Source organism: Flavobacterium sp. XS2P24, assembly GCF_030010285.1.
Lineage (GTDB): Bacteria > Bacteroidota > Bacteroidia > Flavobacteriales > Flavobacteriaceae > Flavobacterium > Flavobacterium algoritolerans.
On record NZ_JASCRU010000001.1, the window covers coordinates 59,157 to 84,730 of the forward strand.

At 35.1% G+C, this 25,574-nt stretch carries 23 protein-coding genes; 19 read left to right on the top strand and 4 right to left on the bottom strand.

Annotated features, from left to right (window positions below):
- The first annotated feature begins 11 nt into the window (after positions 1-11).
- From QLS31_RS00295 to QLS31_RS00330, 8 genes are all read left to right on the top strand, one after another.
- Positions 12-815, top strand: coding sequence for an NAD(P)H-binding protein (locus QLS31_RS00295; protein WP_282741643.1), 804 nt, complete (start codon positions 12-14; stop codon positions 813-815).
- 1 nt (position 816) lies between these two features.
- On the top strand, positions 817-1,746 hold the full coding sequence (locus QLS31_RS00300) for an EamA family transporter (RefSeq protein WP_282741645.1): 930 nt from the start codon (positions 817-819) through the stop codon (positions 1,744-1,746).
- 197 nt (positions 1,747-1,943) lie between these two features.
- Positions 1,944-3,515 (top strand): T6SS effector amidase Tae4 family protein, encoded by a 1,572-nt coding sequence (locus QLS31_RS00305; protein ID WP_282741647.1) that lies wholly within the window; start codon positions 1,944-1,946, stop codon positions 3,513-3,515.
- Between the two features lie 12 nt (positions 3,516-3,527).
- On the top strand, positions 3,528-3,905 hold the full coding sequence (locus tag QLS31_RS00310; RefSeq protein WP_282741649.1) for a hypothetical protein: 378 nt from the start codon (positions 3,528-3,530) through the stop codon (positions 3,903-3,905).
- Positions 3,871-4,530, top strand: a complete 660-nt coding sequence (locus QLS31_RS00315) for a T6SS effector amidase Tae4 family protein (RefSeq protein WP_282741651.1) — start codon at positions 3,871-3,873, stop codon at positions 4,528-4,530. Before QLS31_RS00310 ends, QLS31_RS00315 begins: the two co-directional genes overlap by 35 nt.
- Positions 4,515-5,000 (top strand): hypothetical protein, encoded by a 486-nt coding sequence (locus QLS31_RS00320; protein WP_282741653.1) that lies wholly within the window; start codon positions 4,515-4,517, stop codon positions 4,998-5,000. The genes QLS31_RS00315 and QLS31_RS00320 overlap by 16 nt, the downstream gene beginning before the upstream one ends.
- Before the next feature lie 7 nt (positions 5,001-5,007).
- On the top strand, positions 5,008-5,226 hold the full coding sequence (locus tag QLS31_RS00325; RefSeq protein ID WP_282741655.1) for a hypothetical protein: 219 nt from the start codon (positions 5,008-5,010) through the stop codon (positions 5,224-5,226).
- Positions 5,227-5,235: 9 nt separating this feature from the next.
- Positions 5,236-5,667 carry a hypothetical protein gene (locus QLS31_RS00330; protein ID WP_282741657.1) on the top strand — a complete coding sequence of 144 codons (432 nt, stop codon included), beginning with the start codon at positions 5,236-5,238 and terminating at the stop codon, positions 5,665-5,667.
- A gap of 113 nt (positions 5,668-5,780) precedes the next feature.
- Here the strand turns inward: QLS31_RS00330 and QLS31_RS00335 are convergent, their stop codons facing one another.
- Positions 5,781-7,844, bottom strand: coding sequence for a M13 family metallopeptidase (locus QLS31_RS00335; protein WP_282741659.1), 2,064 nt, complete (start codon positions 7,842-7,844; stop codon positions 5,781-5,783).
- A gap of 224 nt (positions 7,845-8,068) precedes the next feature.
- On the opposite strand from QLS31_RS00335, the gene QLS31_RS00340 reads away from it, so the two are divergent.
- From QLS31_RS00340 to QLS31_RS00370, 7 genes are all read left to right on the top strand, one after another.
- The gene (locus QLS31_RS00340) at positions 8,069-8,734 is read left to right on the top strand and encodes an SCO family protein (RefSeq protein ID WP_282741661.1); all 666 of its coding nucleotides are present in this window, start codon (positions 8,069-8,071) and stop codon (positions 8,732-8,734) included.
- A 168-nt stretch (positions 8,735-8,902) separates the two neighbouring features.
- The gene (locus tag QLS31_RS00345) at positions 8,903-9,142 is read left to right on the top strand and encodes a FeoA family protein (protein WP_121343194.1); all 240 of its coding nucleotides are present in this window, start codon (positions 8,903-8,905) and stop codon (positions 9,140-9,142) included.
- Positions 9,142-11,241, top strand: a complete 2,100-nt coding sequence (feoB, locus tag QLS31_RS00350) for a ferrous iron transport protein B (RefSeq protein ID WP_121343193.1) — start codon at positions 9,142-9,144, stop codon at positions 11,239-11,241. The genes QLS31_RS00345 and feoB overlap by 1 nt, the downstream gene beginning before the upstream one ends.
- A 6-nt stretch (positions 11,242-11,247) precedes the next feature.
- Positions 11,248-11,379, top strand: a complete 132-nt coding sequence (locus QLS31_RS00355) for a FeoB-associated Cys-rich membrane protein (protein WP_121343192.1) — start codon at positions 11,248-11,250, stop codon at positions 11,377-11,379.
- A gap of 573 nt (positions 11,380-11,952) precedes the next feature.
- On the top strand, positions 11,953-14,637 hold the full coding sequence (locus QLS31_RS00360) for a TonB-dependent receptor (protein ID WP_282741663.1): 2,685 nt from the start codon (positions 11,953-11,955) through the stop codon (positions 14,635-14,637).
- A gap of 48 nt (positions 14,638-14,685) precedes the next feature.
- Positions 14,686-15,207 carry a YfiR family protein gene (locus QLS31_RS00365; RefSeq protein ID WP_282741665.1) on the top strand — a complete coding sequence of 174 codons (522 nt, stop codon included), beginning with the start codon at positions 14,686-14,688 and terminating at the stop codon, positions 15,205-15,207.
- Positions 15,208-15,306: 99 nt separating this feature from the next.
- Complete coding sequence (locus tag QLS31_RS00370) at positions 15,307-17,766, top strand: PAS domain S-box protein (RefSeq protein ID WP_282741667.1); 2,460 nt, start codon at positions 15,307-15,309, stop codon at positions 17,764-17,766.
- Positions 17,767-17,901: 135 nt separating this feature from the next.
- Here QLS31_RS00370 and QLS31_RS00375 read toward each other — a convergent pair whose 3' ends face one another.
- From QLS31_RS00375 to QLS31_RS00385, 3 genes are all read right to left on the bottom strand, one after another.
- A complete protein-coding gene (locus tag QLS31_RS00375) occupies positions 17,902-18,318 on the bottom strand; it encodes a hypothetical protein (RefSeq protein ID WP_282741669.1) in 417 nt (138 codons plus the stop codon).
- 43 nt (positions 18,319-18,361) lie between these two features.
- Positions 18,362-19,015, bottom strand: coding sequence for a metal-dependent transcriptional regulator (locus QLS31_RS00380; protein ID WP_099713885.1), 654 nt, complete (start codon positions 19,013-19,015; stop codon positions 18,362-18,364).
- 155 nt (positions 19,016-19,170) lie between these two features.
- The gene (locus tag QLS31_RS00385) at positions 19,171-21,042 is read right to left on the bottom strand and encodes an Nramp family divalent metal transporter (protein ID WP_282741671.1); all 1,872 of its coding nucleotides are present in this window, start codon (positions 21,040-21,042) and stop codon (positions 19,171-19,173) included.
- Positions 21,043-21,162: 120 nt separating this feature from the next.
- Between QLS31_RS00385 and QLS31_RS00390 the strand changes: the two genes are divergently transcribed.
- From QLS31_RS00390 to QLS31_RS00405, 4 genes are all read left to right on the top strand, one after another.
- The gene (locus QLS31_RS00390; protein ID WP_282742147.1) at positions 21,163-23,406 is read left to right on the top strand and encodes a TonB-dependent receptor; all 2,244 of its coding nucleotides are present in this window, start codon (positions 21,163-21,165) and stop codon (positions 23,404-23,406) included.
- Between the two features lie 105 nt (positions 23,407-23,511).
- Positions 23,512-23,874 carry a thioredoxin family protein gene (locus QLS31_RS00395; RefSeq protein ID WP_282741673.1) on the top strand — a complete coding sequence of 121 codons (363 nt, stop codon included), beginning with the start codon at positions 23,512-23,514 and terminating at the stop codon, positions 23,872-23,874.
- 20 nt (positions 23,875-23,894) lie between these two features.
- On the top strand, positions 23,895-25,061 hold the full coding sequence (locus QLS31_RS00400) for a lycopene cyclase family protein (RefSeq protein ID WP_282741675.1): 1,167 nt from the start codon (positions 23,895-23,897) through the stop codon (positions 25,059-25,061).
- 101 nt (positions 25,062-25,162) lie between these two features.
- The gene (locus QLS31_RS00405) at positions 25,163-25,573 is read left to right on the top strand and encodes a BrxA/BrxB family bacilliredoxin (RefSeq protein WP_282741677.1); all 411 of its coding nucleotides are present in this window, start codon (positions 25,163-25,165) and stop codon (positions 25,571-25,573) included.
- The last annotated feature ends 1 nt before the right edge of the window (position 25,574 follow it).

Consider the following 25,574-nt stretch of genomic DNA (forward strand, 5'->3'; position numbering starts at 1 on the left):
TTAAACACAAAATGACAAAAATTAGTATTCTGGGTTGTGGCTGGTTGGGTTTTCCTTTGGCGAAAGCCTTACTTTCAAAAGGCTTTTCAGTAAACGGTTCGACAACTTCGACAGAGAAATTAGCCGTATTGGAAAATGCAGGAATTGAACCTTTTTTAATTACACTTTCAGAAAATAAAACCACTGGAAACGTAACCGATTTTCTGAAGAATACTAAAACTTTAATCATCGATGTTCCGCCAAAGCTTCGTGGTTCAGGAACAGAAAATTTTGTTTCGAAGATTAGAAATGTAATTCCGTTTATAGAAAAATCATCAGTCGAAAAAGTGCTTTTCATCAGTTCGACATCCGTTTATAATGATGATGATGCTTTTGTTACTGAAGAAACAATTGCAAAACCGGATACTGAAGGCGGCAAACAATTACTGGAAACCGAACAGCTTTTGCAAAGCAATTTAAACTTTAAAACAACGGTATTGCGTTTTGGCGGCTTAATTGGCGAAGACCGTAATCCAATAAAATTCCTGGCTGGCCGTGAAAATTTGGATAATCCTGATGCACCGATTAATTTGATTCATCAGGAAGATTCTGTGGGTATTATTCTAAAAATCATTGAAAATGATGTGTGGAATGAAACCTTCAATGCGGTCGCTCCATCTCATCCTTCACGAGAAAGGTACTATACACAAAAAGCAGTGGATTTGAATTTGGTTTTACCAAAGTTTAATCATAAAAATCCATCTATTGGAAAAACAATTTTGAGTACTAAAATAGAAACCGTTTTAAATTATACTTTTACAAAACCAAATTTATAACGTGAGAACTAAAATTAAAAATGCTGTTTCGTCTAAAGTTAATGCCATTGGATTACCTATTTTGGCTTTGTGCTGGGTCAGTTTTTTTTGGGGAACTACTTGGATTGCTTCAAAAGAAGGCGTAAAACACATGCCGGCTTTACAACTTGCTGCCATTAGACAATTCATTGGCGGATTACTGTATATTTCTTTTTTCCTGTTCAAAAAAACACCTTGGCCAAAAGGAAAACAATGGAAAACCATTGTCATTTTAAGCATCCTTAATTTTGTTTTGAGTAACGGATTAAGCACTTGGGGCGTGAAATACATCAGTAGCGGACTGGGAGCAATCATTGGCGCTATTGTTCCTTTATGGATTGTAATTATTACTTTTTTTAAGGGAGAACGATTGGCAAGACTTACTGTTATTGGTTTAATTATCAGTTTTGCTGGCGTTTGCGTTATCTTTTACGATCATTTAAGTGATTTTATGATTCCTGATTTTAGATTTGGGATTATACTGTCATTGATAGCCACGTTAACTTGGGCATTTGGCTCGTTGTATACAAAGAAAAAAGCAGCTAGTTTTAATCCTTATTTTAGTTTGGGACTGCAAATGTTTATATCCAGTATTTTAATTTTTGCTTACAATGGTGCAACAGGAACATCGGTTAGTTTGAGTGCTATTCCAGCAATTTCGTGGTGGTCTATTGCTTATTTAGTTGTTTTTGGTTCGGTACTTACTTTCATTGCCTTTATCTATGCGCTTCAAAATCTTCCTGCTGAAATTAGTAGTGTTTATTCCTATATTAATCCCATTATTGCTGTGATTCTGGGTGCTGTGATTTTCGGAGAAGTGCTTAATGCAGCCATTGCAATAGGCGGAAGCGTTACATTGTTTGGATTGTATATGGTGAATTATTCGATGAGGAAAAATCGGAAAATAGTATAGCAAACTTCTATTTAAAAAATCAAAGTCTTCGCTGTTTAAAGCTATACATTGTCTTGCGCAGTAACCAAATACAACAATTATATTTAGTTGTAGTATATAAATAGTAATGCTTTGACAAAATATCACTAAAAGTGGGTATTTTTCAATTAAAATAATTTCTTACATTTATTAAATATTAATTTTAAACGAAATAACTTATGCACACACACACAAATGCTAGGATTTTCCTGTTTTTATTCTTTTTAGTAACAATGTCTATTCTGCAATCTTGCTCTAAGGATACCTACGGTGTTGTAGATTCCAAATCTCAAGATGGAAAAATAACATTTGAAATGCTCAAACAGCAAATAGGGCAGCCAAGTTTAGAAAAAAAAGTTGTTATTAGTACTAATAAAAATAGCAACAAAAGTTATTCTTTTACCATTGATACCACCAGCATTAAAAAATTGACCCGAGAAAGAGTAGTATATTCTATGGTTGTATCACCTAACTTTATAGAAGACACGATCCGAAATTACAATCTACTCTATTTTGAAAAAAATGGTAAAATGCAACAGCTACTTATCAAATTTGTGCCTACAATTACTTGGGAAGTAAATTATAAAAAAGGGATAAAGCGTCCTTTTGAAGGCAAAATGATAGCTGTTTCTAACTATAATTTAAGCAAGGGAACGTCAAAAAGTACTAGTCAAGGAGAACTTGCTATTTGTTATCAAACTAATCCTATATGGTTATGTAATTGTGCAAATCATAGATTAGGTGATCCTCAATGCACTTGTGATACTGGTTTTAGTGTAAACACAGAAACAACCATTGTACCCTGCGAACTGTCCGGTGGCGGTGGCGCTGATCCTACAAGTGGCGATACTGGATATGGTGGAGGCAGCTTAAATCCAGATGGCAGTACCTTTAATCCTGATTACCCCGTATTTGATGACATAAACTACATAAATAAACTAAAAACAAATTATTTCTGGGATGCCTTAGGGGATGCCAGAAGAATTTGGGTAAACAGCAACGACACAACCAAAGACATTTATGCTAAGCTTATTAACTACCAAATAGAACAAAATTGGACAATTGCATCCCGTGAATATTGTCTTTGGGCAATTGAATTCTTTCAAGAAAATACTGAAACAACTTGGGAACAGTTCGAAAATTGGTACTTGACCTCTCGTGAGGGTAATGATGGGGACTATGATGCTTTATATTGGGAAAATCCAAACTTAACTTTTCCTCAACAACAACTACCTACATTTCAATCATTTGACAATGCATACCCAAGAGTTGATGGAGCATCATTAATACAATTAATTGGAGGAAATGTTGAACAAGCCTATATCAATAATCCTGATGACGTAAGAGGATTTTGCGCTTTAAAGGTTTCAAGAGGATTAAATCATTCGGGTGTAAATATCCCAAACATACAAACTTCACCTAATAAACCTGGGACAGTTTTAGGAGGCGATGGCAAATACTATTTCCTTAATGCAAAAGCACTAAATGCTTGGATGAGAAAAACTTTTGGTGTTAACCCTCAAAATCCTAATCATATTAGAATTACAGCCTCACAAGGAGGGTCGAATGGGCAAAATTATCCTAAACTGACTGCTGGAATAAAAGGTATCTATTCAATGGTTTCAAATGACTCCCAATGGGCCTCTGGTCATGCTGACTTAATTAACAACAGCAATTGTGTGTTTGGTTGTCATTTTTACGATACGCCACCTGCACCAATTGACTATATAGATATTTGGATACTAAATTAAAAAAAACTTGAAATGAAAAAAACAATCATTTTATCGATTCTAATTTTATCAATTTTAACATCTTGTAAATCATTAAAGAATGATTTACATGTATATACTAAAAAAGAATGGGTGACCGCTTACAAAAATTATATAGTGGTTCAAACATTAAGAAAAACAGGAATTGATTTAAATAAAGATAATTCTGGAACAATACAATTTGAAATATTAGGAGCAAGTTCTAAAACTCTAAAAGAAATCGACAGTTTAAGTAACAAATACTCTCAAGCAATTTTATCTTCATCAAGTTATTTTGAAGGAAAGCCAATTGTTAGTATGATTTTAAACATATATACTAGCAAAGAGCTGGATATTATTGCTAATAATTCTTATACGAAAGAAAGGAAATGATGGTGAATATGATGCCGACTTTTGGGACGATCCAAATTTAACTTTTCCCCAGCAAAATTTGCCAAGTTATAATAATTATGTAAAAAAAATGGCTCGTTTTCAAGATGGCACCCTTATGAAAGGAGCAGATAATGTCTATGCTTTAGTAGGTGGAGCAGTTCACCAAGCTAGAATTAACCACCCACAAGATACAGAAAATACTTGCGCTCTAAAAGTTTCTATAGCTCTAGTAAGGTCCGGTATTATCATTCCAGATTTGCCAAGTCTCACAATTGAAGGGGGTGGTGATTTTGCTGGAAAGTTCTTTTTTTTAAACGCAAAAGAATTAAACGCTTGGATGCGAAAAACTTTTGGCACAAAAACAGGAATAGAAAACACACCCATAAATGCAAAACATTTTTCATACGACGCAACTGATGGGGGAGTAAACGGTGCAGAATTTCCAAATAAACTTAAAAATATGCAAGGCATATATTCGATGATTACTACCGAAGAATATGATAAAACTGGCGCATCAGGTCATTCAGATCTTTTATTCACAAACAGTAAGGGTTTCGGTGATTGTCCATTTTACTGCTTTTTCAATTTACCAATACAAAGAATAGATATATGGATATTAGACTAGTAAAAACAGCATTAGCAACGGGGGTTATTTTAACCATATTTTCCTGTTCAGCCATTAAAGGTAGTAAGGACCTCAATATTTATTATGGAGACGCCTTTTTTTATCCTGGATATTCAAAAAATAAACCGAATCCTAAAAACGGTTGGGTAATAGAGTACAAACAAAATGCATTTTTTGACTGTTTATTTCAAGGCTATAAAAATGATTCTATTTTCAAATTAATTCATAAAGAAGACTCTTTCATTAATACAGATAATATTCCCATGACATTGTGGCCTAAGATTAAATCTGATAGTAAAAAAATAATACAAGGCTTACCAGCTGCTGAATATTATGATGATGAGCTCTCCAAAAACAAAAAACATATTTCAGAAACGTGTTTATGCTATTTTGCGAGCAGAGAACTCGATTCTGTTGCAAAGAGAGCATACAAAGAACATACAAAAGGTCAAATAAAACAAACCCGATAGCGAGGATTTGCAATCTAGATTTGCCTGGGCTGACGCTAATGATAAAACAAAAATAGCGGCATTATTAAAAGGGAAAAATGGCATTTATGTTATAGTCAATAATGATGGAACTACTGCTGGGTATACTGGACATGCAGATTTAATTAAGAACGGATATGTAATTGGAGGTGCAAATACATCTCCCAAAGGTGGAGTGAAATCAATAAGAATTTGGATTTTAAATTAAATATAACTCATGATGACATTAACAAAAAGAAAAATTCTATTCATAGCTATTTTATGTACTCCTTTCCTTTATTGTCAGGAGACTGAAAAGGTGGAAAAAATTAAAATTGGAAAGTTTAAGTATGAAACCTACTATAAAAATTTTAATCATTACGAAGTAAATGAAAGAGGATATTCACTTTTTTACAAAAAAGGAAACGCAGAACAATCTATATGTGCCTGCATTTATTATAAGGATGATAGCATATTGAGTTTAGGCCATATGATAGTTGATAAAGAAAAAGGTCTAATCACATGTGTGGTAAAAACAATAGTTAAGAGAGTTGATTTTGCATCAGACTCCATAAAATATGTCAAAAAGCAAAATAAGCAAGGATTATTCGAGCCCATTTTGACTGTCGAATATACAAACGGAAAAGAAAAAATTCTTTTTAAAAAATAAATAACAAGTAGTTATTCTTTTTAAGAAAAATGATAAATAAAAATACTTGATTAATAAAACAAAAAAATCCCAAGCTTTCACTTGGGATTTTCTACATTATACTATTTAGCTTATTACCAGATTCTAACTCTCTTTTCAGGTGCAATGTACATTCCGTCAGTTGCTTGAATATCGAATGCTTTATAGAACGTATCTATATTTTGCAAAGGAACATAAGCACGGTACATTCCTGGAGAATGCGGGTCTGTTTTTACTTGGTTTTTCAAGGCTTCATCACGCATTTTTGAACGCCAGATGGTTGACCAAGAAATAAAGAAACGTTGCTCAGGTGTGTAACCATCGATTAATCCTGGATTTCCGTTTTCTTTCAAGTACAATTGTAAACCGTCATAAGCAGCATTTACTCCACCTAAATCTCCAATATTTTCTCCTAAAGTAAATTTACCATCTACAAAAGTTCCAGGAATAGGTTGCAAAGCGCTGTATTGAGCAGCAAGTGCTCCTGTTAAGGCAGAAAATTGTTTCAAATCTTCTGCGGTCCACCAGTCTACTAAGTTTCCGTCAGCATTGTAACGGGAACCTGAATCATCAAAACCATGTGAAATTTCATGACCAATAACGCCTCCAATTCCACCATAATTTACTGCTTCATCCGCTTGGTAATTGTAAAAAGGCGGTTGTAAAATTGCTGCAGGGAATACAATCTCGTTATTTGAAGGATTGTAATACGCATTTACCGTTTGTGGAGACATTCCCCATCTGTCTTTATCAACAGGTTTATTCAACTCAGCTATATTCTCATTGAAACGCCATTGCGCCATGCTTTTAGCGTTTTCAAAATACGTTCCTCCTTCTTCTGGACTTTTAATCGTCAAGGCTGAATAATCTTTCCATTTGTCAGGATAACCAATTTTAATTCTTGATTTATGCAGTTTAGCAAGCGCGCTCACCTTTGTTTCTGCAGACATCCAAGACAAATTATTGATTCTGTTTTCGAAAGCTGAAAATATATTTTTGATCATTTTCTCCGCTTTGGCTTTGGCTTCAGCCGGAAATTTTTTCTGAACATATAATTTTCCTAACGCTTCTCCAACCGCTCCATTGATGGTCTGAAGTGCTCTTTCGTCACGTGGTCTTTGACTTACAGCTCCCGTTAACGTTCTTCCGTAAAACTCCCAGTTTGCATTTTCAATTTCAGTTGATAATTGGCTTGAAGCTCTATTCAACAAACTCCAACGCATGTATGCTTTCCAGTCTTCTACTTTATTTTCTTTAAAAATAGTTTCTAGCGCAGTCATGTATTTTGGTTGCGATACAATAACAGTATCTACTTTTGCCAATCCTATTTTTGTAAAATAATTATTCCAGTTGATTGATGGAGTTAATTTACTCAAATCAGCCAATGTCATCGGATTGTATGACTTTCTACGATCTCTGCGTTCTACTCTGTCTAATCTTGGTTTAGACATGGCAATTTCAAGAGCCAGGATTTTTTCAGCATTCATTTTTGCAACTGCTGGTTTATCACCAAGGTATTGCAACATTTTGGCAACGTGTAAAAGATATTTCGCACGTTTCTCTTTGGAATCGGCATCTTCAGAAACATAATAATCTCTGTCTGGCAAGCCTACACCGCCCGGACCTAAATTAATCACGTTTCTACTGCTGTTCTTTGCATCAGTTCCTACGCCGGCACCCATAAATCCAATCCCGCCAATAGGTTCCATTTCGATCAATAATGCCTCTAAATCTTTGGCATTTTTAACTGCATCAATTTTCTTTAAATACGGTTTCAAAGGAGCTATACCTAACTTATTTCTTCCTACAGTATCAAGAATAGATTTGTATAAGTTAATCGCTTTCCCTTGATCTGTATTCGATTTGTAGCTTGGATTTGTTGTCGCTTCTTTTAGAATTGCTAATGCATCAGCATCTGTTTTTTGACGCAATTCATCAAAACTACCCCAACGGGTTCTATCAGCTGGAATCTCCGTATTATCCAACCAAGTTCCGTTTACATAACGAAAGAAATCGTTGCTAGGCTTTACAGCCTTATCCATGTAATTAACATTGATCCCCGGTTCTTTAGCTGCCGGAGCATTCTGTGCTTGACTCACCGCAAAACCCATGATTGCGGGAATCACAAAAAGCAATTGCTTATTGCTGGTTTTTTTCATTTTTTTTTGGTTTTTAGTTATCTTAACAAAGCTATTAATAAATAATTTGATTTTTAGTTAAAATCAAATACATCTTTATTTGACTTCAAAATTTCTAAAAGGTTTAATCCTGAAAGGCATTAATTTTACATCCTTTATTTCAAAGGAATTCATCTAAAATAAGATTGTGTTAATTTGAATTAAAAACAAATCTCGTTTTCGTATTTTTGCATCAAAATAGCGTTATGTTAGAATTTTTCAAAAAATACCGACTCTTTTTCGGGGTCTTCATTGTTCTTTCGGCAATCATTTTATCTTTATTTTATTCGGCTTTAAAGCCAAAAAAAACACTCCCCATTTATAATCCTGCGGATGTAAATCCTGAATTAGTGGACAGCACCATTCAATACAAAAGCAAGTACCATACTATTGCTGATTTTTCATTTGTTAACCAAAACGGAAAAACCATCACCCAAAAAGATTACGAAGGCAAAATATACGTTGCTGATTTTTTCTTTACCACTTGCGGCTCTATTTGTCCAAAGATGACCACCAATTTATCCGATATTCAAAAAGCTTTCGCTAATAATCCAAAGGTGAAATTATTATCATTTACAGTTTTCCCGGAGACTGACAGCGTTCCTGTTTTAAAGGCTTACGCCAAAAAATATCATGTTGATGATGCCAAATGGAATTTAGTCACCGGAGATAAAAAAGAAATTTACACCATGGCCAGAAAATCCTATTTGGCCGTGAAACTGGGTAAACCAAGTGAATTATATGATATGGTTCACACCGAAAATTTTGTTTTGGTGGATGCCAAAAAAAGAGTTCGTGGCTTTTATGACGGCACCAATAAAGAAGACATCAAGCGATTAATCGAAGATATTACTTTTTTGAGTAACGAATAAAGACTTTAAACAGAAGATAAGTCACTTATAATCTGATTGAAAAACCCAGTAAAACAAACTATTCCCTATTCTTAAAATTTATCCAAAAAAACTACAAAATTGACAATTATCATTTTTTTTAGTTTTATAATATGTACTTTTGCAATCTTAATTCAATCTAAATAAGACTTGCAAACAACGATACATTCTCTAAAAAAAGGTGAAAAAGCCATTATCAAAGATTTTGATATTGACATTGTTCCGTTGAAATTACTAGAAATGGGTTGTCTGCCGGGGAATATGGTTGAACTGCTTCAAATTGCTCCTTTTGGCGATCCTTTATACCTTAACATTAATGGTTCACACGTTGCTATCCGCGTGGAGACAGCCCGTGAGATTGAAGTTGAAATACTAAAAAACAACTTATAATGACCAATCAAAATATCAATGTTGCTTTAATCGGGAATCCTAATACGGGGAAAACTTCCGTTTTTAATCAGTTGACAGGACTTAATCAACAAGTGGGAAACTACCCTGGAATTACAGTTGAAAAAAAGATTGGTTTTTGTAAATTACCCAATAATGCCAAAGCAAATATTCTGGATTTACCCGGAACATACAGCTTAAATGCAAGTTCAATTGATGAAAATGTAGTCATTGAATTATTACTGAATAAAAACGACAAGTTATATCCGGACGTAGCGCTTGTCGTTACTGATGTTGAAAATCTGAAACGAAATTTACTGCTTTTTACCCAAATAAAAGACCTTGAAATCCCCACAATATTAGTCATCAACATGGCGGATAGAATGAAATTTAAGGGAATCACACTAGACATTCCGTATCTTGAGGAACATTTAAAAACAAAAATTGCACTGATTAGTTCCAGAAAAGGTTTTGGGATTGATGAATTGAAAAAATTGATTGTCAGTTACAAAACCATTTCCAGCGAACCATGCCTGAATGCGTCAAGTATAGATCCTGAATATTTCAATACGCTTCGCAAAACATTTCCTAACCAGCTGTTGTATAAATTATGGTTGGTCATCACGCAAGACGTAAACTTCCTGAATTTAGATCGAAATGAAATTAGAAGTTCGTTTACTAAATCGCATTCAGATTTAAAGCGTTTGCAACAAAAAGAAACCATAAAACGCTATCAATTCATCAATGATGTTTTGAAAGAAGGATTAAAAATTGACACCACTATTGCTAAAGATTTCCGCAGTAAACTGGATCGCGTTCTGACACACAAAGTCTGGGGATATGTAATTTTCTTCCTGATTTTGTTTGTTATTTTCCAATCTATTTTCGAATGGTCTAAAATTCCAATGGATTTTATCGATGCTTCTTTTGCTTCATTGAGTACACTTGCTGCCGAAGAATTACCGGCAGGAGTTTTGACCAATTTAATTTCGCAGGGAATCATTCCCGGAATAGGAGGAATTTTGATATTTATTCCACAAATTGCCTTCCTGTTTATGTTTATTTCGATTCTTGAAGAAAGTGGTTATATGAGCCGAGTAGTTTTCCTGATGGATAAAATCATGCGAAAATTTGGTTTATCAGGTAAAAGTGTGGTGCCGCTTATTTCAGGTACCGCCTGTGCTATTCCTGCAATTATGGCTACCCGAAATATCGAAAACTGGAAAGAAAGATTAATCACCATTCTGGTAACTCCTTTTACAACCTGTTCTGCCAGATTACCCGTTTATGCCATTATTATTGCGCTAGTAATTCCGGACAATCGTGTTTTTGGTTTTCTGAACATGCAGGGAATGACATTAATGTTGTTGTACCTTTTGGGTTTTGGAATGGCTATTTTCTCCGCTTACATTTTGAATAAAATCCTTAAAATAAAAGGAAAAACATACTTTGTGGTAGAAATGCCAAATTACAAATTACCACTTTTCAAGAACGTGGGAATCAATGTAATCGAAAAAACGAAAGCTTTTATTTTTGGCGCCGGAAAAATCATTCTAGCGATTTCTATTGTATTGTGGTTTTTAGCCTCTTACGGTCCAGGCGAAAAATTCAATAATGCAGAAACAATTGTTACTGAAAACACCAAGCAAAATCCGTTGTCAGAAACAGATTTTGAGAATGCTGTAGCTTCACAAAAACTGGAAAATTCCTATATTGGATTAATGGGAAAAACTATTGAACCGGCGATTTCACCACTTGGTTACGACTGGAAAATAGGAATTGCAATCATCAGTTCCTTTGCAGCCAGAGAAGTATTCGTAGGAACATTGGCAACCATTTACAGCGTAGGTGGCAGTGATAATGAGACTACAATTAAAAATAAAATGGCTGCCGAAATCAATCCGGTAACCGGAGAAAAGATTTTCAACTTTGCCTCCGGAATATCGTTGCTCTTGTTTTATGCTTTTGCCATGCAATGTGCCAGTACGCTTGCAGTTACTAAAAAAGAAACCAATTCATGGAAATGGCCGGCTGGACAATTGATCTTCATGTCTGGATTTGCTTATGTGGTGGCTTTACTTGCCTATCAAATTCTAAAATAACCGATTATGGATATTCAAGAAATAATTGCTTTTATTGCCTTGGGAATTGCCCTTGCTTTTTTAATCAAAAAATTCTTTTTCAAAAAGAAAAAATCAGATAAAAATTGCGGCAGCGGTGATGATTGTGGTTGCAATTAAAATTTTCCTCTTTTCTGTTTTTTAATCTGAACTACTTTAAAACTCAACTGGGTTAAACTTTACTTAAAAAAACAAAAAAAGCTTTCTATTATTTAAGAAAATGCCTTTTTTTGATTAAATTTACTATAGAAAAAACGAGCTTTTAGATTCAAAATCAGTTCTTTCCATTTTTTAGATTAAAAAAAGTGGCTTTTAAATTCAACCTGAATCTAAGTTGCCTTTTGGACATAATTTCAACTCTATCCCTACAAAGAATTGAAATTATAGAACTATTATGAATGGGGAATTCGCATAGGAATAGACCATCATAATTTTTAGTAAAAATCTCATTCGTAAGTTATAAATATTTTTAATCCCAAAAAATATTTCTGATTCTGTTATAGACCTAAAGTAGTATTCGTTTTTGAATAAACTTCTTTTTAATAACTTGAACAAAACTACTTTTTGATTTCATACTCATCTTTTTCACGGATTACTTTTTCTCAAAAACACAAGAAGTAGTTCCCTGAAAACTTCTTACAATTATTACGTTGCCATTGATTTCAAACCAAAATGGACCAATATCAACTAATCATGAAAAAGTTTGTCACCATCGTATTATTTATGCTGAACATCACCTTTCTTTTTGCACAAAAAGAAATCTCCGGTTTTGTGATAGATAATGCTGGTGTTGCCATGTCAGGCGTAAATGTCACCGAAAAAGGAACAAGTAACAGCGTTTCCACTGATCTCAACGGAGCATACAAGATTACCGTCAAAGAAGGGGCTATTTTGGTCTTTAGTTACTTTGGTTTCTCCAAACAAGAATATGACACAACCGAATCTATTTTGAATGTTGTTTTATCTGAAGGAAGCGGACAAAATCTTAACGCAGTTGTCGTTACCGGAACCAGAGCTACGCCCAGAAGCAATACTACAACAACACTTCCCATTGATATTGTGTCCTATGAAGAACTGACTTCAACAGGACAAACAACATTTGACAAAGCATTACAGTACAAAATCCCCTCTTTTAATACGGCTCAAACTCCCGTAAATGATGCTACTTCCTTACTTGACCCATACGAAATTAGAAATATGGGACCCAGCAGAACTTTAATACTCATCAACGGAAAGCGAAAAAATTTAAGCGCTTTACTGTATGTTCAAACATCGCCCGGTCAAGGGGAAACAGGAGCTGATATTTCCGGAATACCAATTGATGCCATAGAACGGGTGGAAATTCTTCGTGATGGCGCATCGGCACAATACGGTTCTGATGCCATTGCCGGAGTACTCAATATTATTTTAAAAAAGAGAACTGATGATGGTTCCGTAACTATTAAAACAGGCGTGACGGGTGAAGGTGACGGCGAAATGCTGGGCGTGAGCTTGAACAATGGCTCTTCTGTGGGCAATAATGGTTTTGTAAATTATACATTAGATTTTTCGAAAGTAAAATTGGCAAACAGACCCGGAAAAGTAGATGCAGATGGAGAATTTACTGATTTTGGAGGTTCTATTTCAGGCATTAACACCTCAGCAGACATTAACGCTTTTCTAACAAAATATCCGGATGCCAAAAATATAAATGGAGCTCCAGAAACTGCTGCTGCAAAATTTTTGATAAACGGTGGATTTAATCTATCTGATGAAACACAAATGTATTACAACGCCGCTTATGTCTATAAAAAAGTGAATTCTTATGCCAATTACAGAACGCCATACTGGGGCTACGGAGGAGGAATTACTTTAAACGACCTTCTCTATTTATTAAACTTCTTTGGAGACGGAACTATCGCTTCATACAAAGGTCATATCCCAACATTTATAGGCGAATTAAACGATTACAACGCCACTTTAGGCTACAAATCCATAAAAAACGGATGGAATACTGATGCCAGCATAACAGTAGGTGGAAACAAACAAACTTACGCTATAGAAAACTCTCATAACAGATCCGATATTCAGGATGCAAATGGAGTGAATTTATATCGTGAGAACAGTCCCATTTTTTTCAAACCGGGAGGCGCATCATTCAATCATGTTGTGGGTAATTTAGATATTTCTAAAGTGCTGTCAGATAAAATAAGCATTGGTTTTGGCTCCGAAGTGAGAACCGAAACGTTCCTGATCAATGAAGGTGACAAAGCTTCTTGGGATGGATTTGGCGCTGACTCATTTGCGGGGAATCGACCCGAGAATTCTGGAAAATGGAATCGTTACAATTTAGGAGGATACTTCGATCTGGCGTATGACTTTACAAAAGATTTTTCAGTGAATGGTACCGTTCGTTATGAAGATTACAGTGATTTTGGGGCAGCAACGGTTTGGAAATTAAGTTCCAGATATAAATTTTATAAAGATAAAATTACGGTAAGAGGTTCTATTTCCTCTGGATTTAGAGCACCGACATTGCACCAAATCTACTCTCAAAAATCACAATATTCTTTCGTAGCGGGTCAGGGAATTCAAATCAACGGTTTAATTAATAATATTTCTGCACAGGCACGTATTTTGGGTATTCCAAAATTAGATGCCGAAAAATCAACCAATATAACTATAGGAATAGGTTCCAATCCTTTGAGAAATTTAAATTTCACTGTAGATTATTACAACATTAAAGTAAAAGACCGAATCATTTTAGGGGATAAAGTGGACACACAGTTTGGCAGCGTTGTCTGGTTTGAAAACTCATTCGATTCGAGAACTTCAGGCATAGATGTGGTCATGAATTACGGAACTTTACCATTAGGGGGCGGAGTTATTGGATTCAATTTGTCCGGAAATATAACGCTTGAAAACAAAAGAATTTCACCTGTTGCAAGTAATAATTTTGGTGCAACACTTGATGCTTTAATGTTTACGTCCAGACCCGAAACCAAATGGATTTTGGGAGCAAATTACAGAATCAGAAAATTTGATTTCTCACTTAGCAACACGTATTTTGGAAAAACAACTTTCAAACAAGAAGGTTTAGATTCCAATTTAAGAACGGAGTTTATCCCTAAAATAGTCACTGATTTAGGAATTAACTACGCTGCAACAAATAAATTAACCGTAACGCTTAACGCGAATAATGTGTTAAATGTAGTACCCGAATGGAAATTTAAAGCCGAGAATACCGCCGGAACAGCGATTCTGAACAACCCGACTCAAGTGAAATCACAATTTAACCTGATTACATTCAATGGTCGTTACTCGCAAATGACCTATGAAGGATATCATTTCAGCCAATTAGGAACCTTATTTAGTTTATCATTAATCTATAAATTTTAAAATTAGAATTTTTTCAAATCAGGGTAGAACTTCGTTAAAAACAGAATGATGAAAACTAGAAATCACCTATTTATTTTAAGCGTAATTATCATGCTAATGGGGGGAAATACGATTTCAGCCCAAGAGAATTCCGGCGGGAAGGAATATGCTTTAAAAGCAGATTTTCTTTACCGTTTTGTAGACTATGTTTACTGGAAAAATTACTCTAAAAAACAAACTTTTAAGATTGCTATTCTGGAAGAAAGTCCTATTACCAATTCACTGCTTGACATTAGTAAGGACAAAAAAATTGAAGTAAAAGAATATAAAAATCTGAATGACTTACGTTTTTGTAACATTCTGTTTGTGCCTTACAATTGTACCATTCCTATTGAAACAATTCTTGCTAAATTTTCCGGCAAACCCGTTTTGATTGTAACAGAACAAATCGGTTATGGGAAAAAAGGGGCACATATGAATTTTGTCTTTGTTGAAAACAAATTAAAATTTGAAGTAAATCTAAAAGCAATAAACAAAGCCGGAATAGGAATCAGTTCGTTCTTATTGCAACATGCCATTATTGTGCAATAATAATATCAAAATACAGCTTTGAGTGATTTGAAAATCTTTAAAATACAAAACGTTTAATGTGTGAAGTGGTGCTATAAATATTGAAAAAACAATACATACATGATGAATCTACGCAACATATCAATTAAAAATAAGCTGGTGCTCATGCAGGTTTTCACCTCAGCATTTGTATTGGGACTTTGTATTACTGCCTTTGTACTGATAGATATTCAAGGATTTAAAGACCGAAAAGTGATTAGTTCAATAGCTATTGCACAAGTGGTCGGTTTCAATAATGTTTCTGCCCTTGAGTTTTTGGATAATGCTGCCGCCAATAAAATTCTATCGGAACTAAACGTGCAAAACGACATTTTGAATGCAAACATATTGGACAAAAAAGGCAACGTTTTTGCCTCCTATACAAAACCGGGCTCTGATCCTAACTATCGATTTTCTGTTCCGGCCATGAATGAAAAAAGTTCTCACTTTACCAATGAAAATCTTTTTGTTTATAGCAAAATCAAGAAAGACAATAAAACAATTGGATTGGTTTGTATCCGATTTGAATTATCAGAATTGAATAAAATAAAAATGGATGTGCTCCGTCTGGGAGTTGTACTATTGGTCGTAGGAATTGGGCTGGCATTCTTGATTGCAATGATTATTAAAAAATACATCTCAAAACCCTTATTGAACTTGGTAACCGTAATTCAGCAGATAAAGGACACCAGTGATTATACCACCCGAATGACCGTTGAAGGAAAAGACGAAATCAGCATTCTTTCCATAGGTCTTAATGACATGCTTTCAACAATCGAAAAAAGAGACAATGAAGTGGCTCAATCCAAAGAGCAGTTAAATGAGCAAAATACACTTTTACAATCCGTGATTCAAAACATGGGTGATGGATTAGTCGTTGCTGATGAAAATGGGAAATTTATCATTTGGAATCCCGCTTCTGAAAAAATAATTGGAATTGGCCTTCTTGATATACCCGAAGAAAAATGGGCTGATACTTATGGCATATTGTGGCCGGATACTAAAGCTGTTTTGGCTACTGATGACCTGCCTATCGTTAAGGCATTACATGGCGAAGAAGTGGATGATATGGAAATATTTGTACAAAATTACAAAAAAACTGAAGGTAATTTTGTCGTGATATCTGCCAGACCATTAAAAGATTCGGCAGGGAAAATCACTGGTGCGGTGGCGGTTTTCCATGATATCACGGAACGAAAAAATACAGAAACCGAGATTAAAAAACTAAACGAAGAACTAGAACAAAAAGTAACGGAACGCACAGCACAATTGGCAGAAGCGATAGAAACACTTCGCAAAAGCGAGGAAAAATACCGTGAAATTGTGGAAAACATAAGCGATGTTGTCCATACATCAGACTACAAAGGATATTTTACTTACATCAATCCTGCTTGTAAAAAACTAACGGGCTACACCCAAAATGAAATTATAGGAAAACAATTTTCAGAACTAGTGGCTCCAGAGTGGAGAGACCGTGTGGCAGAGTTCTACTTGAATCAATTTAAACATAAAATAGACGAAACATTATTCTCATTTCCCATTATTACCAAAAACAGAGAACAAAAATGGGTAGAACAAACGGTAATGCAGTTAAGAGAAGGAAATAGGATTACCGGACACAAATCGATTATGAGAGACATTACGGAGCGAAAAGCAGCCGAACAAAAATTAAAAGAAAGTGAAGGTCAATTGCAAACTATATTTAATGAGGCTCCGGATGCTTTAATTGTAATAAATGATGAAGGAATCATCATGAGATGGAATCCGCAAGCCGAAAAAATCTTTGGCTGGACCATTATAGAAGCCTTAGGCAAACGAATGCATGAACTAATTATGCCTGAACAACATAGAGAGAATCATTTAAAAGGACTTCAACACTTTATAGATACTGGCGAAGGACCTATTCTTAATAAAACATTTGAAACCACAGCACTTAACAAACAAAATGTTGAATTTGATATTGAATTAACCGTATCTCCCGCTACCATTCTTGGCAAATATATTTTCATTGCTTTTATCAAAGACATATCACTCAGAAAAAAAATGGAAAATGAGAAAAAAGAAGCTGATAAATTAATGCAACTTAATGAACTCAAATTGAAATTAATTCTGGAGAATATCGGTGAGGGAATTATTGTAACTGACAGCCAGAAAAGAATCGTTTTGTCGAATCATATGGCCGAAGAAATCATAGGTATAAAACAAGACTCTACAATGCCAACCACACTGGATTGGTCCACTAAATATGACTTGTATTATCCTGACGAACAAACGGTTTTTCCGGCTCAAAACCTTCCATTAGAAAAAGCTTTAAAAGGCGAATCAACAGATGATGTTGAGATAATAATAGAAGATTCAGAAACGAAAACCAGAAAACGGGTTATCATCAGCGGAAGACCGATAATCGATGAAAACAATTATGTAATTGCTGCTGTTGCAAATATAAAAGACATCACCTCTTACAAAGAACTTGAAGTCGCTCTGGAAGAAAGCGAACAGAAATATCGAAAATTAATAGGATTCAAAAGCGATAAAAAATAGAGCTATACTAGCAATTAAACATAGAATACTGAACTCTTTTTTAAACTTAAATTCCTTATATGGTGAAAATATAAACCATATAAGGAATTTAAGTTCATTTAAGAAAAAGGCAATTATTAGCTATTGCCAATAGACTTATTTCAAATACCCAATTTTTACATAATAGTTTTTCGGATTGACTTGAACTCCTTCTTTTGGATAAGGAAAAACACTAAAGCTTTTTACATTTTTTTGCTTTTCAGGCAAATATTTAGAAAACCACTGTTTATTTTCTTCTTCGTTTTTCATCGAAAAAACCATCGTGTGATCCTCCACTAATTTTGAATCTTTGTAAACCGAAACTACAACCGAAGCTTCTCCCGCCCAGATACAAGTCACGCCTTCCGGGCAGCGGGAATCAGAAACGAGTTCTTTCAAAACCAAATTGAATCCCTTTTTCTTAAGACACTTTTTCTGGGTTATCTTTAAGGATTGAACATTTTCTGTTTTGGTGTTTTGTGCGAAAGTTATCGTGCCAATCATCAAAAGAAACAACAACAAGGAATTTTTCATGTTCTTTATTTTAAATAGTTTATCCAAAGATAACGCCAAATAGCTACGTTAATTTCACGAAAAGGTTACTGGCAATTTTATTGGAAATGGTTAAATCCTTGTTGTCCACTTTTATTTTCAAAGACAAATCGAAAGTTTCCTTTCCTATGATTTCAATTTTAGAACCCAATGCGATTCCTTGTTTGTCCAAATATTTTAGAAATTCTGAGGAGGTATCTTTAACACCAACGCAAATTCCTGCTTGGTTTTCGTGCAATTCAGAGAGCAATTGTTTTTCTATTTTAACAATTTGACCATTTGCATCAGGAATAGGATCGCCATGTGGATCTTCGGTAGGATTACCCAGAAAGTCATCCAGTTTGTTGATGAGTTTTTCTGATTTAATGTGTTCCAATTGTTCCGCAATATCATGAACCTCATCCCAGGAAAAATCTAGTTTGTCTACTAAAAAAACCTCCCAAAGACGGTGTTTTCTCACGATCATTTTTGCGGCTATTTTTCCGTGTTCTGTCAAAGAAACACCTTGGTATTTTTTATAATTAACCAAGTCTTTTTCGGCTAATTTCTTGAGCATATCAGTCACTGACGAAGCTTTGGTTTCCATTTTTTCGGCAATAGCATTGGTGCTTATTTCTGAATCTGAAATAATGGTAAGGTGGTATATGGTTTTAAGATAATTCTCTTCTGAAAATGTCATTTGATTTTTGATTGCAGATTAACGATTTTTGATTTCAGATTCCCTAGTCCCGATAACAGTGGGAATCCTTTTATTTGCATTGTTGTTCAGTGAATTTCATTTACAACGGATAGCGGGAATAGCTTCTGATACTGAAACAAATTCAGCACAAGAATTTAATTTTTAACAATTAGTAACGGAATAGAAATTTTGTGGCGTAATTTATCAACCGTAGTTCCAAAGACTAAATCCTTGAATCCCGTATGACCGTGCGTTCCCATAACCAAAATATCAAATGCTCCTTTGTTGACAATCTCCGGAATCACTTTATTCGGTTTCCCAAAGCCTAATTGTGTGGCTACTTGAAATCCTTTTTCGGTAAGCATTACTTTGTATTCTTCTAATAATTTCTCGTCGATTAAGGTTTCATGATCATCTGTGTTTTCGCCATAAATCATGGCTCCAACGGTTTCTACCACGTGAATCAAAGTGTATTTTGCTTCTATTCCTCCTAATTCAAAAGCGTTATTTAAAGCCACTTCATCGGCACTGGAAAAATCTACGGAGACCGCAATATTCTTTTTAGTATAACTTCCTGATTTAGAAAATCGCAGTTTTAAACTGTGTGGCGAATGATTTTGAATATCTATTTTGGCTTTGGCGATAAAAGGCTTGAACACAATATAAAGTAACAAAATCAAGAAACTTATGGCTAAGGGAACAACCGTTAACCATAACAAAAGTGGATTTTCGGAAGTTTCTAGCCATCCCGTAATTTCGTCAAAAACCAATTTAGCGTTTAATGAAACAATGATAGTTGCAATAATCCAAGAAGCGATTTGGGTTACTTTTCCAATATGGAATCCTTTCATTTTTGATTTATCACTTACAAAATGAATCAACGGAATAATAGCAAAACCCAGTTGTAAACTCAGGATAACCTGACTCAGAATCAGTAATTTTCCCGTCACACTTTCGCCATAAATCGTAATTACAATAACCGCCGGAACAATGGCGATTAATCGTGTGATGATTCTTCTAACCCACGGCTGAATGCGTAAATTAAGATAGCCTTCCATTACAATTTGTCCGGCAAGAGTTCCCGTAATTGTGGAACTTTGTCCGGCAGCAATCAAGGCTACCGCAAATAATATAGGCGCAAACTTGCTTCCTAAAAGCGGCTCCAGAAAACGATGGGCATCTTGAATTTCAGCCACTTCAAACATTCCGTTTTTATAAAATGTGGCTGCTGCCAATATCAAAATTGCGGCATTCACTAAAAAAGCCAAGTTTAATGCAATGGTAGAATCGATGAAATTATATTTCAAAGCCTGCTTAATTCCTGCAGTTGTTCTTTCGAATTTTCTGGTTTGCACCAATGAGGAATGCAAGTATAAATTGTGTGGCATAACCGTAGCTCCAATAATACCGATAGCAATATACAATGCCGCTTCATTAGGCATCGAAGGAATTAACCCGAACAATACTTTATCCAGTTCCGGCTGGGCAAATATCATTTCAAAAATAAAGGAAAACCCAATGATAGCCACCAATACAATGATAAAAGCTTCCATTTTACGGATGCCTTTATTGATTAAGAACAACAACAAAAAGGTGTCTAAAACTGTGATTAACACCCCTTCAATCAACGGAATGTCAAACAATAAATTGATACCGATTGCCATTCCCAAAACCTCGGCGAGATCACAGGCAGCAATAGCTATTTCGGCAAGGAAGTACAATATATAATTGATAAATGGCGAATAGGTTTCTCTGGAGGCTTGCGCCAAATCACGTTGGGTAACAATCCCTAGTCGGGCACTCAAGCTTTGCAACAACAAAGCCATAATATTACTCATCAATAAAACCCAAAGTAAGGCATATCCAAACTGGCTACCGCCCGCAATATCTGTCGCCCAGTTTCCCGGATCCATATAACCAACACTAATTAAATAAGCCGGACCAAAAAAAGCAAGGATTTTTCGGAATACTGATTTCTTATTTTGTGTGGAAACCGATTGGTTTACTTCTTCTAAAGATTTAGCCATGATATTAAGTTATTGATACAAATGTAATTAAAAAATTTGTTTTGCAAAATATAATTTTTAGCTTTGCCTAAATTTAATTTAAGCACAGTGAAAAATTTATATATATTGTCCATTATTCTGATGTTTAACTTTGGCTACAGCCAAGAAAAAAAAAGCCTTTCGGGATTTGTTTCGTCAGAGAAAAAAGGGGTTTCGGATGCCCGTATTTTTTTAATTGGAACAAAATACGCCACCCAAACGGATAGTTTAGGAAACTACAGCATCGAAAATATTGCTGAAGGAAATTATAGAATTCAGATTACGGCAAGCGGTTTTCAAACTTTAAAAAAGAATATAACGGTCAAAATTAATGAGAACAACATTTTGGATTTTGATCTTTCAAGTACCGAAAACCAACTCAATGAAGTCGTTGTTTCGGGAACTTTAAAAGCAGTAAAAAGATTAGAAAGTGCTGTTCCTGTCGAGGTTTATTCTCCAATATTTTTCAAAAAAAACCCAACAGCCAGTATTTATGAAGCCTTACAGAATGTAAATGGCGTACGACCGCAACTTAATTGTGGTGTTTGTAATACAGGCGACATCCACATCAACGGACTGGAAGGTCCGTATACTTTGGTTCTAATAGACGGAATGCCCATCGTGAGTAGTTTATCCACAGTGTATGGATTATCCGGAATTCCGAATTCATTGGTAGAACGAATTGAAATCGTAAAAGGTCCCGCTTCCTCATTATATGGCAGTGAAGCCGTGGGCGGTTTAATCAATATAATTACCAAAAATCCAACAAACGCTCCCCTATTTTCCGCTGATGTGTTTTCTACTTCTTGGTTGGAAACCAATGTTGATTTAGGAGTAAAACTCAATGTTGGTAAGAAAGCAACCGCACTTTTAGGTTTAAATTATTTCAGCTACAATCAAAAAATAGATAACGATAACGACGGATTTACTGATGTCACCCTTTCTGACCGAATTTCCCTTTTTCAAAAATGGACTTTCGACAGGAAAGAAAATCGATTGTTCACCATTGCGGCGCGTGGCGTTTATGAAGACCGTTTTGGTGGCGATGTGCGTTGGGAGAAAAAAAATCGTGGCGGTGACGAAATTTACGGGGAAAGCATTTATACCAAACGAGCAGAATTGATTGGAAGTTACCAACTGCCGTTTCAGGAAAAACTGATGCTTTCCTTTTCAGGAAATGTACATTTTCAAGATAGTCGCTATGGCACAACGAGTTATATTGCCAACCAAAAAATTGGTTTTCTACAATTAACTTGGGATAAAAAAATAGGAAAAAATGATTTGCTTACCGGAATTGCCACCCGATACAATTATTACGATGATAATACGCCAGCAACTTCAAAACTGGGAAATAACAACCCCGAAAAAACGTGGTTACCGGGAATTTTTGTTCAAGATGAAATCACGTTTACTGAAAAACACAAGCTGTTACTGGGAATACGTTACGATTACAACCCGTTTCACGGAAGTATCTTAACACCCAGAATTGCTTACAAATGGAAATTGGACGATAACAACATCATTCGTTTGAATGCGGGAACGGGTTTTAGAGTCGTGAATTTATTTACCGAAGATCACGCTGCTTTAACCGGCGCCCGTGAAATTGTAATCGCCAATAACCTGAAACCGGAACAATCCATAAATGCCAATTTGAATTATATCAAGAAAATAAATTTCGATAACGGAACTTTTATCGGAATTGAAACTTCCTTTTTCCATACACGATTCAGTAATAAAATTGTTTCGGATTATGACACTGATCCAAATCAAATTATTTATGACAACATCAACGGTTATGCGATAAGCCAAGGGATCAGTACGAATATCGATTTCAATTTTCCAAATGGAGTAAAAATTATCACTGGCGCTTCTTTGCTGGACAATAAAAACGTGGAGAATGGCCGAAAAGAAACGCCTTTTCTAACCGAAAAATTTACTGCAACTTGGAGTGTTTCGTATAAAATTCAAACTATCGATTTGAATGTAGATTATACCGGAAATGTGTATAGCCCGATGCAATTGCCTCTTTTAAGCGCTTTAGATCCTCGTGCTCCAGAATCGCCTTGGTACAGTTTGCAAAACATTCAATTCACGTATTCTGGTTTGCAACACTTTGAATTCTATGCCGGAATTAAAAACCTATTGAACTTTTTACCCAAACAAAACAATCCGTTTTTAATTGCAAGAACCAATGATCCTTTTGATAAAAATGTAACTTATGATACGAACGGACAAGTGTTAGCAACACCTGAAAATCCGTATGGATTAACGTTTGATACGACTTATGTCTATGGCCCGAACCAAGGAATCAGAAGCTTTTTCGGACTTCGCTATATCTTAAAATAATGAAAAAGAATCTTTATTTACTGTTGCTTTTATGCTGTGCAATTCCGGCTGGATTCGCGCAATTGCATTCAGTTTCATTCGAAGAAATCGACAATTTACAACGTATTGAAAAGAAAAAAAACGATTGTTTTCATTCAAACCGATTGGTGCCAATTTTGCCATGCGATGAAAAACACCACTTTCAAAAACGAGGAAATCATCAAGGAACTCAACAACACTTTTTATTTTGTTGATTTCAATGCCGAAGAAAAACGAGCGGTAGTTTTCAATAAAACCACTTTTCAATTCAAACCCACAGGAAACAACTCTGGAACGCACGAACTGGCCATCGCATTAGGAACAATAAATAAGCAACTGAATTTTCCTGTTTTGTGTGTTTTGAACAGTGAAAACGAAATTATTTTTCAGCACAGCGGGTACTTAAAACCAAAAGAATTAAAGCTGATTTTAGCCAAACTAAAAGAATAAAATTGTCTATTTTTGGGGAAATGTCAAATTCTCAAATGAAACACTACGATTATATTTTTACTGGCGCAGGATTATCGGCTTTGATGACCGTGTATAAAATGGTACAATCCGGTACATTTAAGAATACAAGTATTTTGTTATTGGATGAAAACACTAAAAAAACCAACGACAGAACCTGGTGTTTTTGGAAAACAAACAATTCGGTTTGGGAAAAATCCATTTCAAAGAAATGGGACTCGGCTTTGTTTGCCAATGAAAACTTTCGCAGGGATTTAAACTTGCAACCGTATCACTACAATATGGTGAAAGGACTGGATTTTTATAACCAAGTATTTGATTTGCTTTCGAAACAAGAAAATATCACTTTCCTTCCCCACAAAGTATCGGAAATCGAAGAATCCGAAACTATAATTCTGGTACAAACCGAAAATGAATCCTTTTCGTGCTCTAAATTATTCAACAGCATTTACAACAAACAAAAAGCAGAAAACCAAACTAAATATCCTGTTTTACAACAGCATTTTATAGGTTGGTTTATCAAAAGTGAGCAAGCTGTATTCAATATGGAGCAAGCCACGTTCATGGATTTTTCGGTAGAACAAAAAGGAAATACCCGTTTTATGTACGTGTTGCCTATCTCAAAAACCGAAGCTTTACTGGAATACACTTTGTTTTCGCACCACCATTTAAAGACGGAGGAATACGAAAACGAAATCCGCCAATACATCGAAAAATTGGGGATTACGAACTATGAAATCGTCGAAAAAGAGCAAGGCAGCATCCCGATGACGTGTTATCCTTTTTGGAAAGCGAATACTAAAAATGCAATCAATATAGGAACTTCCGGAGGTTGGACAAAAGCCAGTACGGGTTACACTTTCAAAAATTCGGACAAAAAATCAAGTGAATTGGTGGCGTTTCTACAAAGGGAAACCGACTTCACGAAATTTCATAGAAAGACAAAATTCTGGTTTTATGATTTGCTGTTACTTGACATTTTACACCGAAAAAACGAATTGGGTTCCCACATTTTTTCTTTGATGTTTAAGAAAGGAAATCCTGTGGTTATTTTCAAATTTCTAGACGAGGAAACCTCTTTTATTGAAGACATTCAAGTGATTTTAAAATGTCCTAAAATGCTATTTATTAAAGCTATTTTTCATGTGGCTTTTAAAGCAATAAAATAACAATCAAACTATAACAAAACTTTATAATTCAACTCCTATTCTTGTTTGTAAACTTTGTAACTTTGCAGGACAAAATTAATAATGATTTAAAATAAAAAGATATGTATCCAGAAGAAATGGTAAAACCAATGCAAGCGGAATTAACCGCTGCAGGTTTTCAAGATTTACATAGTGCCGAAGCAGTAGAAAACGCAATGAAACTAGAAGGAACAACGCTTGTAGTTGTAAATTCGGTTTGTGGTTGTGCTGCACGTAATGCACGCCCAGGAGCAAAAATGAGTTTAGAAGGTGGTAAAAAACCAGACCATTTAATCACTGTTTTTGCAGGAGTTGATAAAGATGCAGTTGACGCTGCAAGACAACACATGTTTCCTTTTCCTCCATCATCGCCAAGTATGGCTTTGTTCAAAAACGGAGAATTAGTGCACATGCTTGAGCGTCACCACATTGAAGGTCGCCCAGCGGAATTAATTGCTGAAAACTTGAAAGACGCTTTCAACGAGTATTGCTAAT

Coding starts and splice junctions, on each gene's coding strand:
- QLS31_RS00335 (WP_282741659.1), bottom strand. CDS start 7,844: ATGAAAAAAACCAGCAATAAGCAATTGCTTTTTGTGATTCCCGCAATC.
- QLS31_RS00330 (WP_282741657.1), top strand. CDS start 5,236: ATGATGACATTAACAAAAAGAAAAATTCTATTCATAGCTATTTTATGT.
- feoB (WP_121343193.1), top strand. CDS start 9,142: ATGACCAATCAAAATATCAATGTTGCTTTAATCGGGAATCCTAATACG.
- QLS31_RS00360 (WP_282741663.1), top strand. CDS start 11,953: ATGAAAAAGTTTGTCACCATCGTATTATTTATGCTGAACATCACCTTT.
- QLS31_RS00405 (WP_282741677.1), top strand. CDS start 25,163: ATGTATCCAGAAGAAATGGTAAAACCAATGCAAGCGGAATTAACCGCT.
- QLS31_RS00370 (WP_282741667.1), top strand. CDS start 15,307: ATGATGAATCTACGCAACATATCAATTAAAAATAAGCTGGTGCTCATG.
- QLS31_RS00380 (WP_099713885.1), bottom strand. CDS start 19,015: ATGACATTTTCAGAAGAGAATTATCTTAAAACCATATACCACCTTACC.
- QLS31_RS00310 (WP_282741649.1), top strand. CDS start 3,528: ATGAAAAAAACAATCATTTTATCGATTCTAATTTTATCAATTTTAACA.
- QLS31_RS00365 (WP_282741665.1), top strand. CDS start 14,686: ATGAAAACTAGAAATCACCTATTTATTTTAAGCGTAATTATCATGCTA.
- QLS31_RS00375 (WP_282741669.1), bottom strand. CDS start 18,318: ATGAAAAATTCCTTGTTGTTGTTTCTTTTGATGATTGGCACGATAACT.
- QLS31_RS00390 (WP_282742147.1), top strand. CDS start 21,163: ATGTTTAACTTTGGCTACAGCCAAGAAAAAAAAAGCCTTTCGGGATTT.
- QLS31_RS00385 (WP_282741671.1), bottom strand. CDS start 21,042: ATGGCTAAATCTTTAGAAGAAGTAAACCAATCGGTTTCCACACAAAAT.
- QLS31_RS00400 (WP_282741675.1), top strand. CDS start 23,895: ATGTCAAATTCTCAAATGAAACACTACGATTATATTTTTACTGGCGCA.
- QLS31_RS00295 (WP_282741643.1), top strand. CDS start 12: ATGACAAAAATTAGTATTCTGGGTTGTGGCTGGTTGGGTTTTCCTTTG.
- QLS31_RS00340 (WP_282741661.1), top strand. CDS start 8,069: ATGTTAGAATTTTTCAAAAAATACCGACTCTTTTTCGGGGTCTTCATT.
- QLS31_RS00320 (WP_282741653.1), top strand. CDS start 4,515: ATGGATATTAGACTAGTAAAAACAGCATTAGCAACGGGGGTTATTTTA.
- QLS31_RS00305 (WP_282741647.1), top strand. CDS start 1,944: ATGCACACACACACAAATGCTAGGATTTTCCTGTTTTTATTCTTTTTA.
- QLS31_RS00355 (WP_121343192.1), top strand. CDS start 11,248: ATGGATATTCAAGAAATAATTGCTTTTATTGCCTTGGGAATTGCCCTT.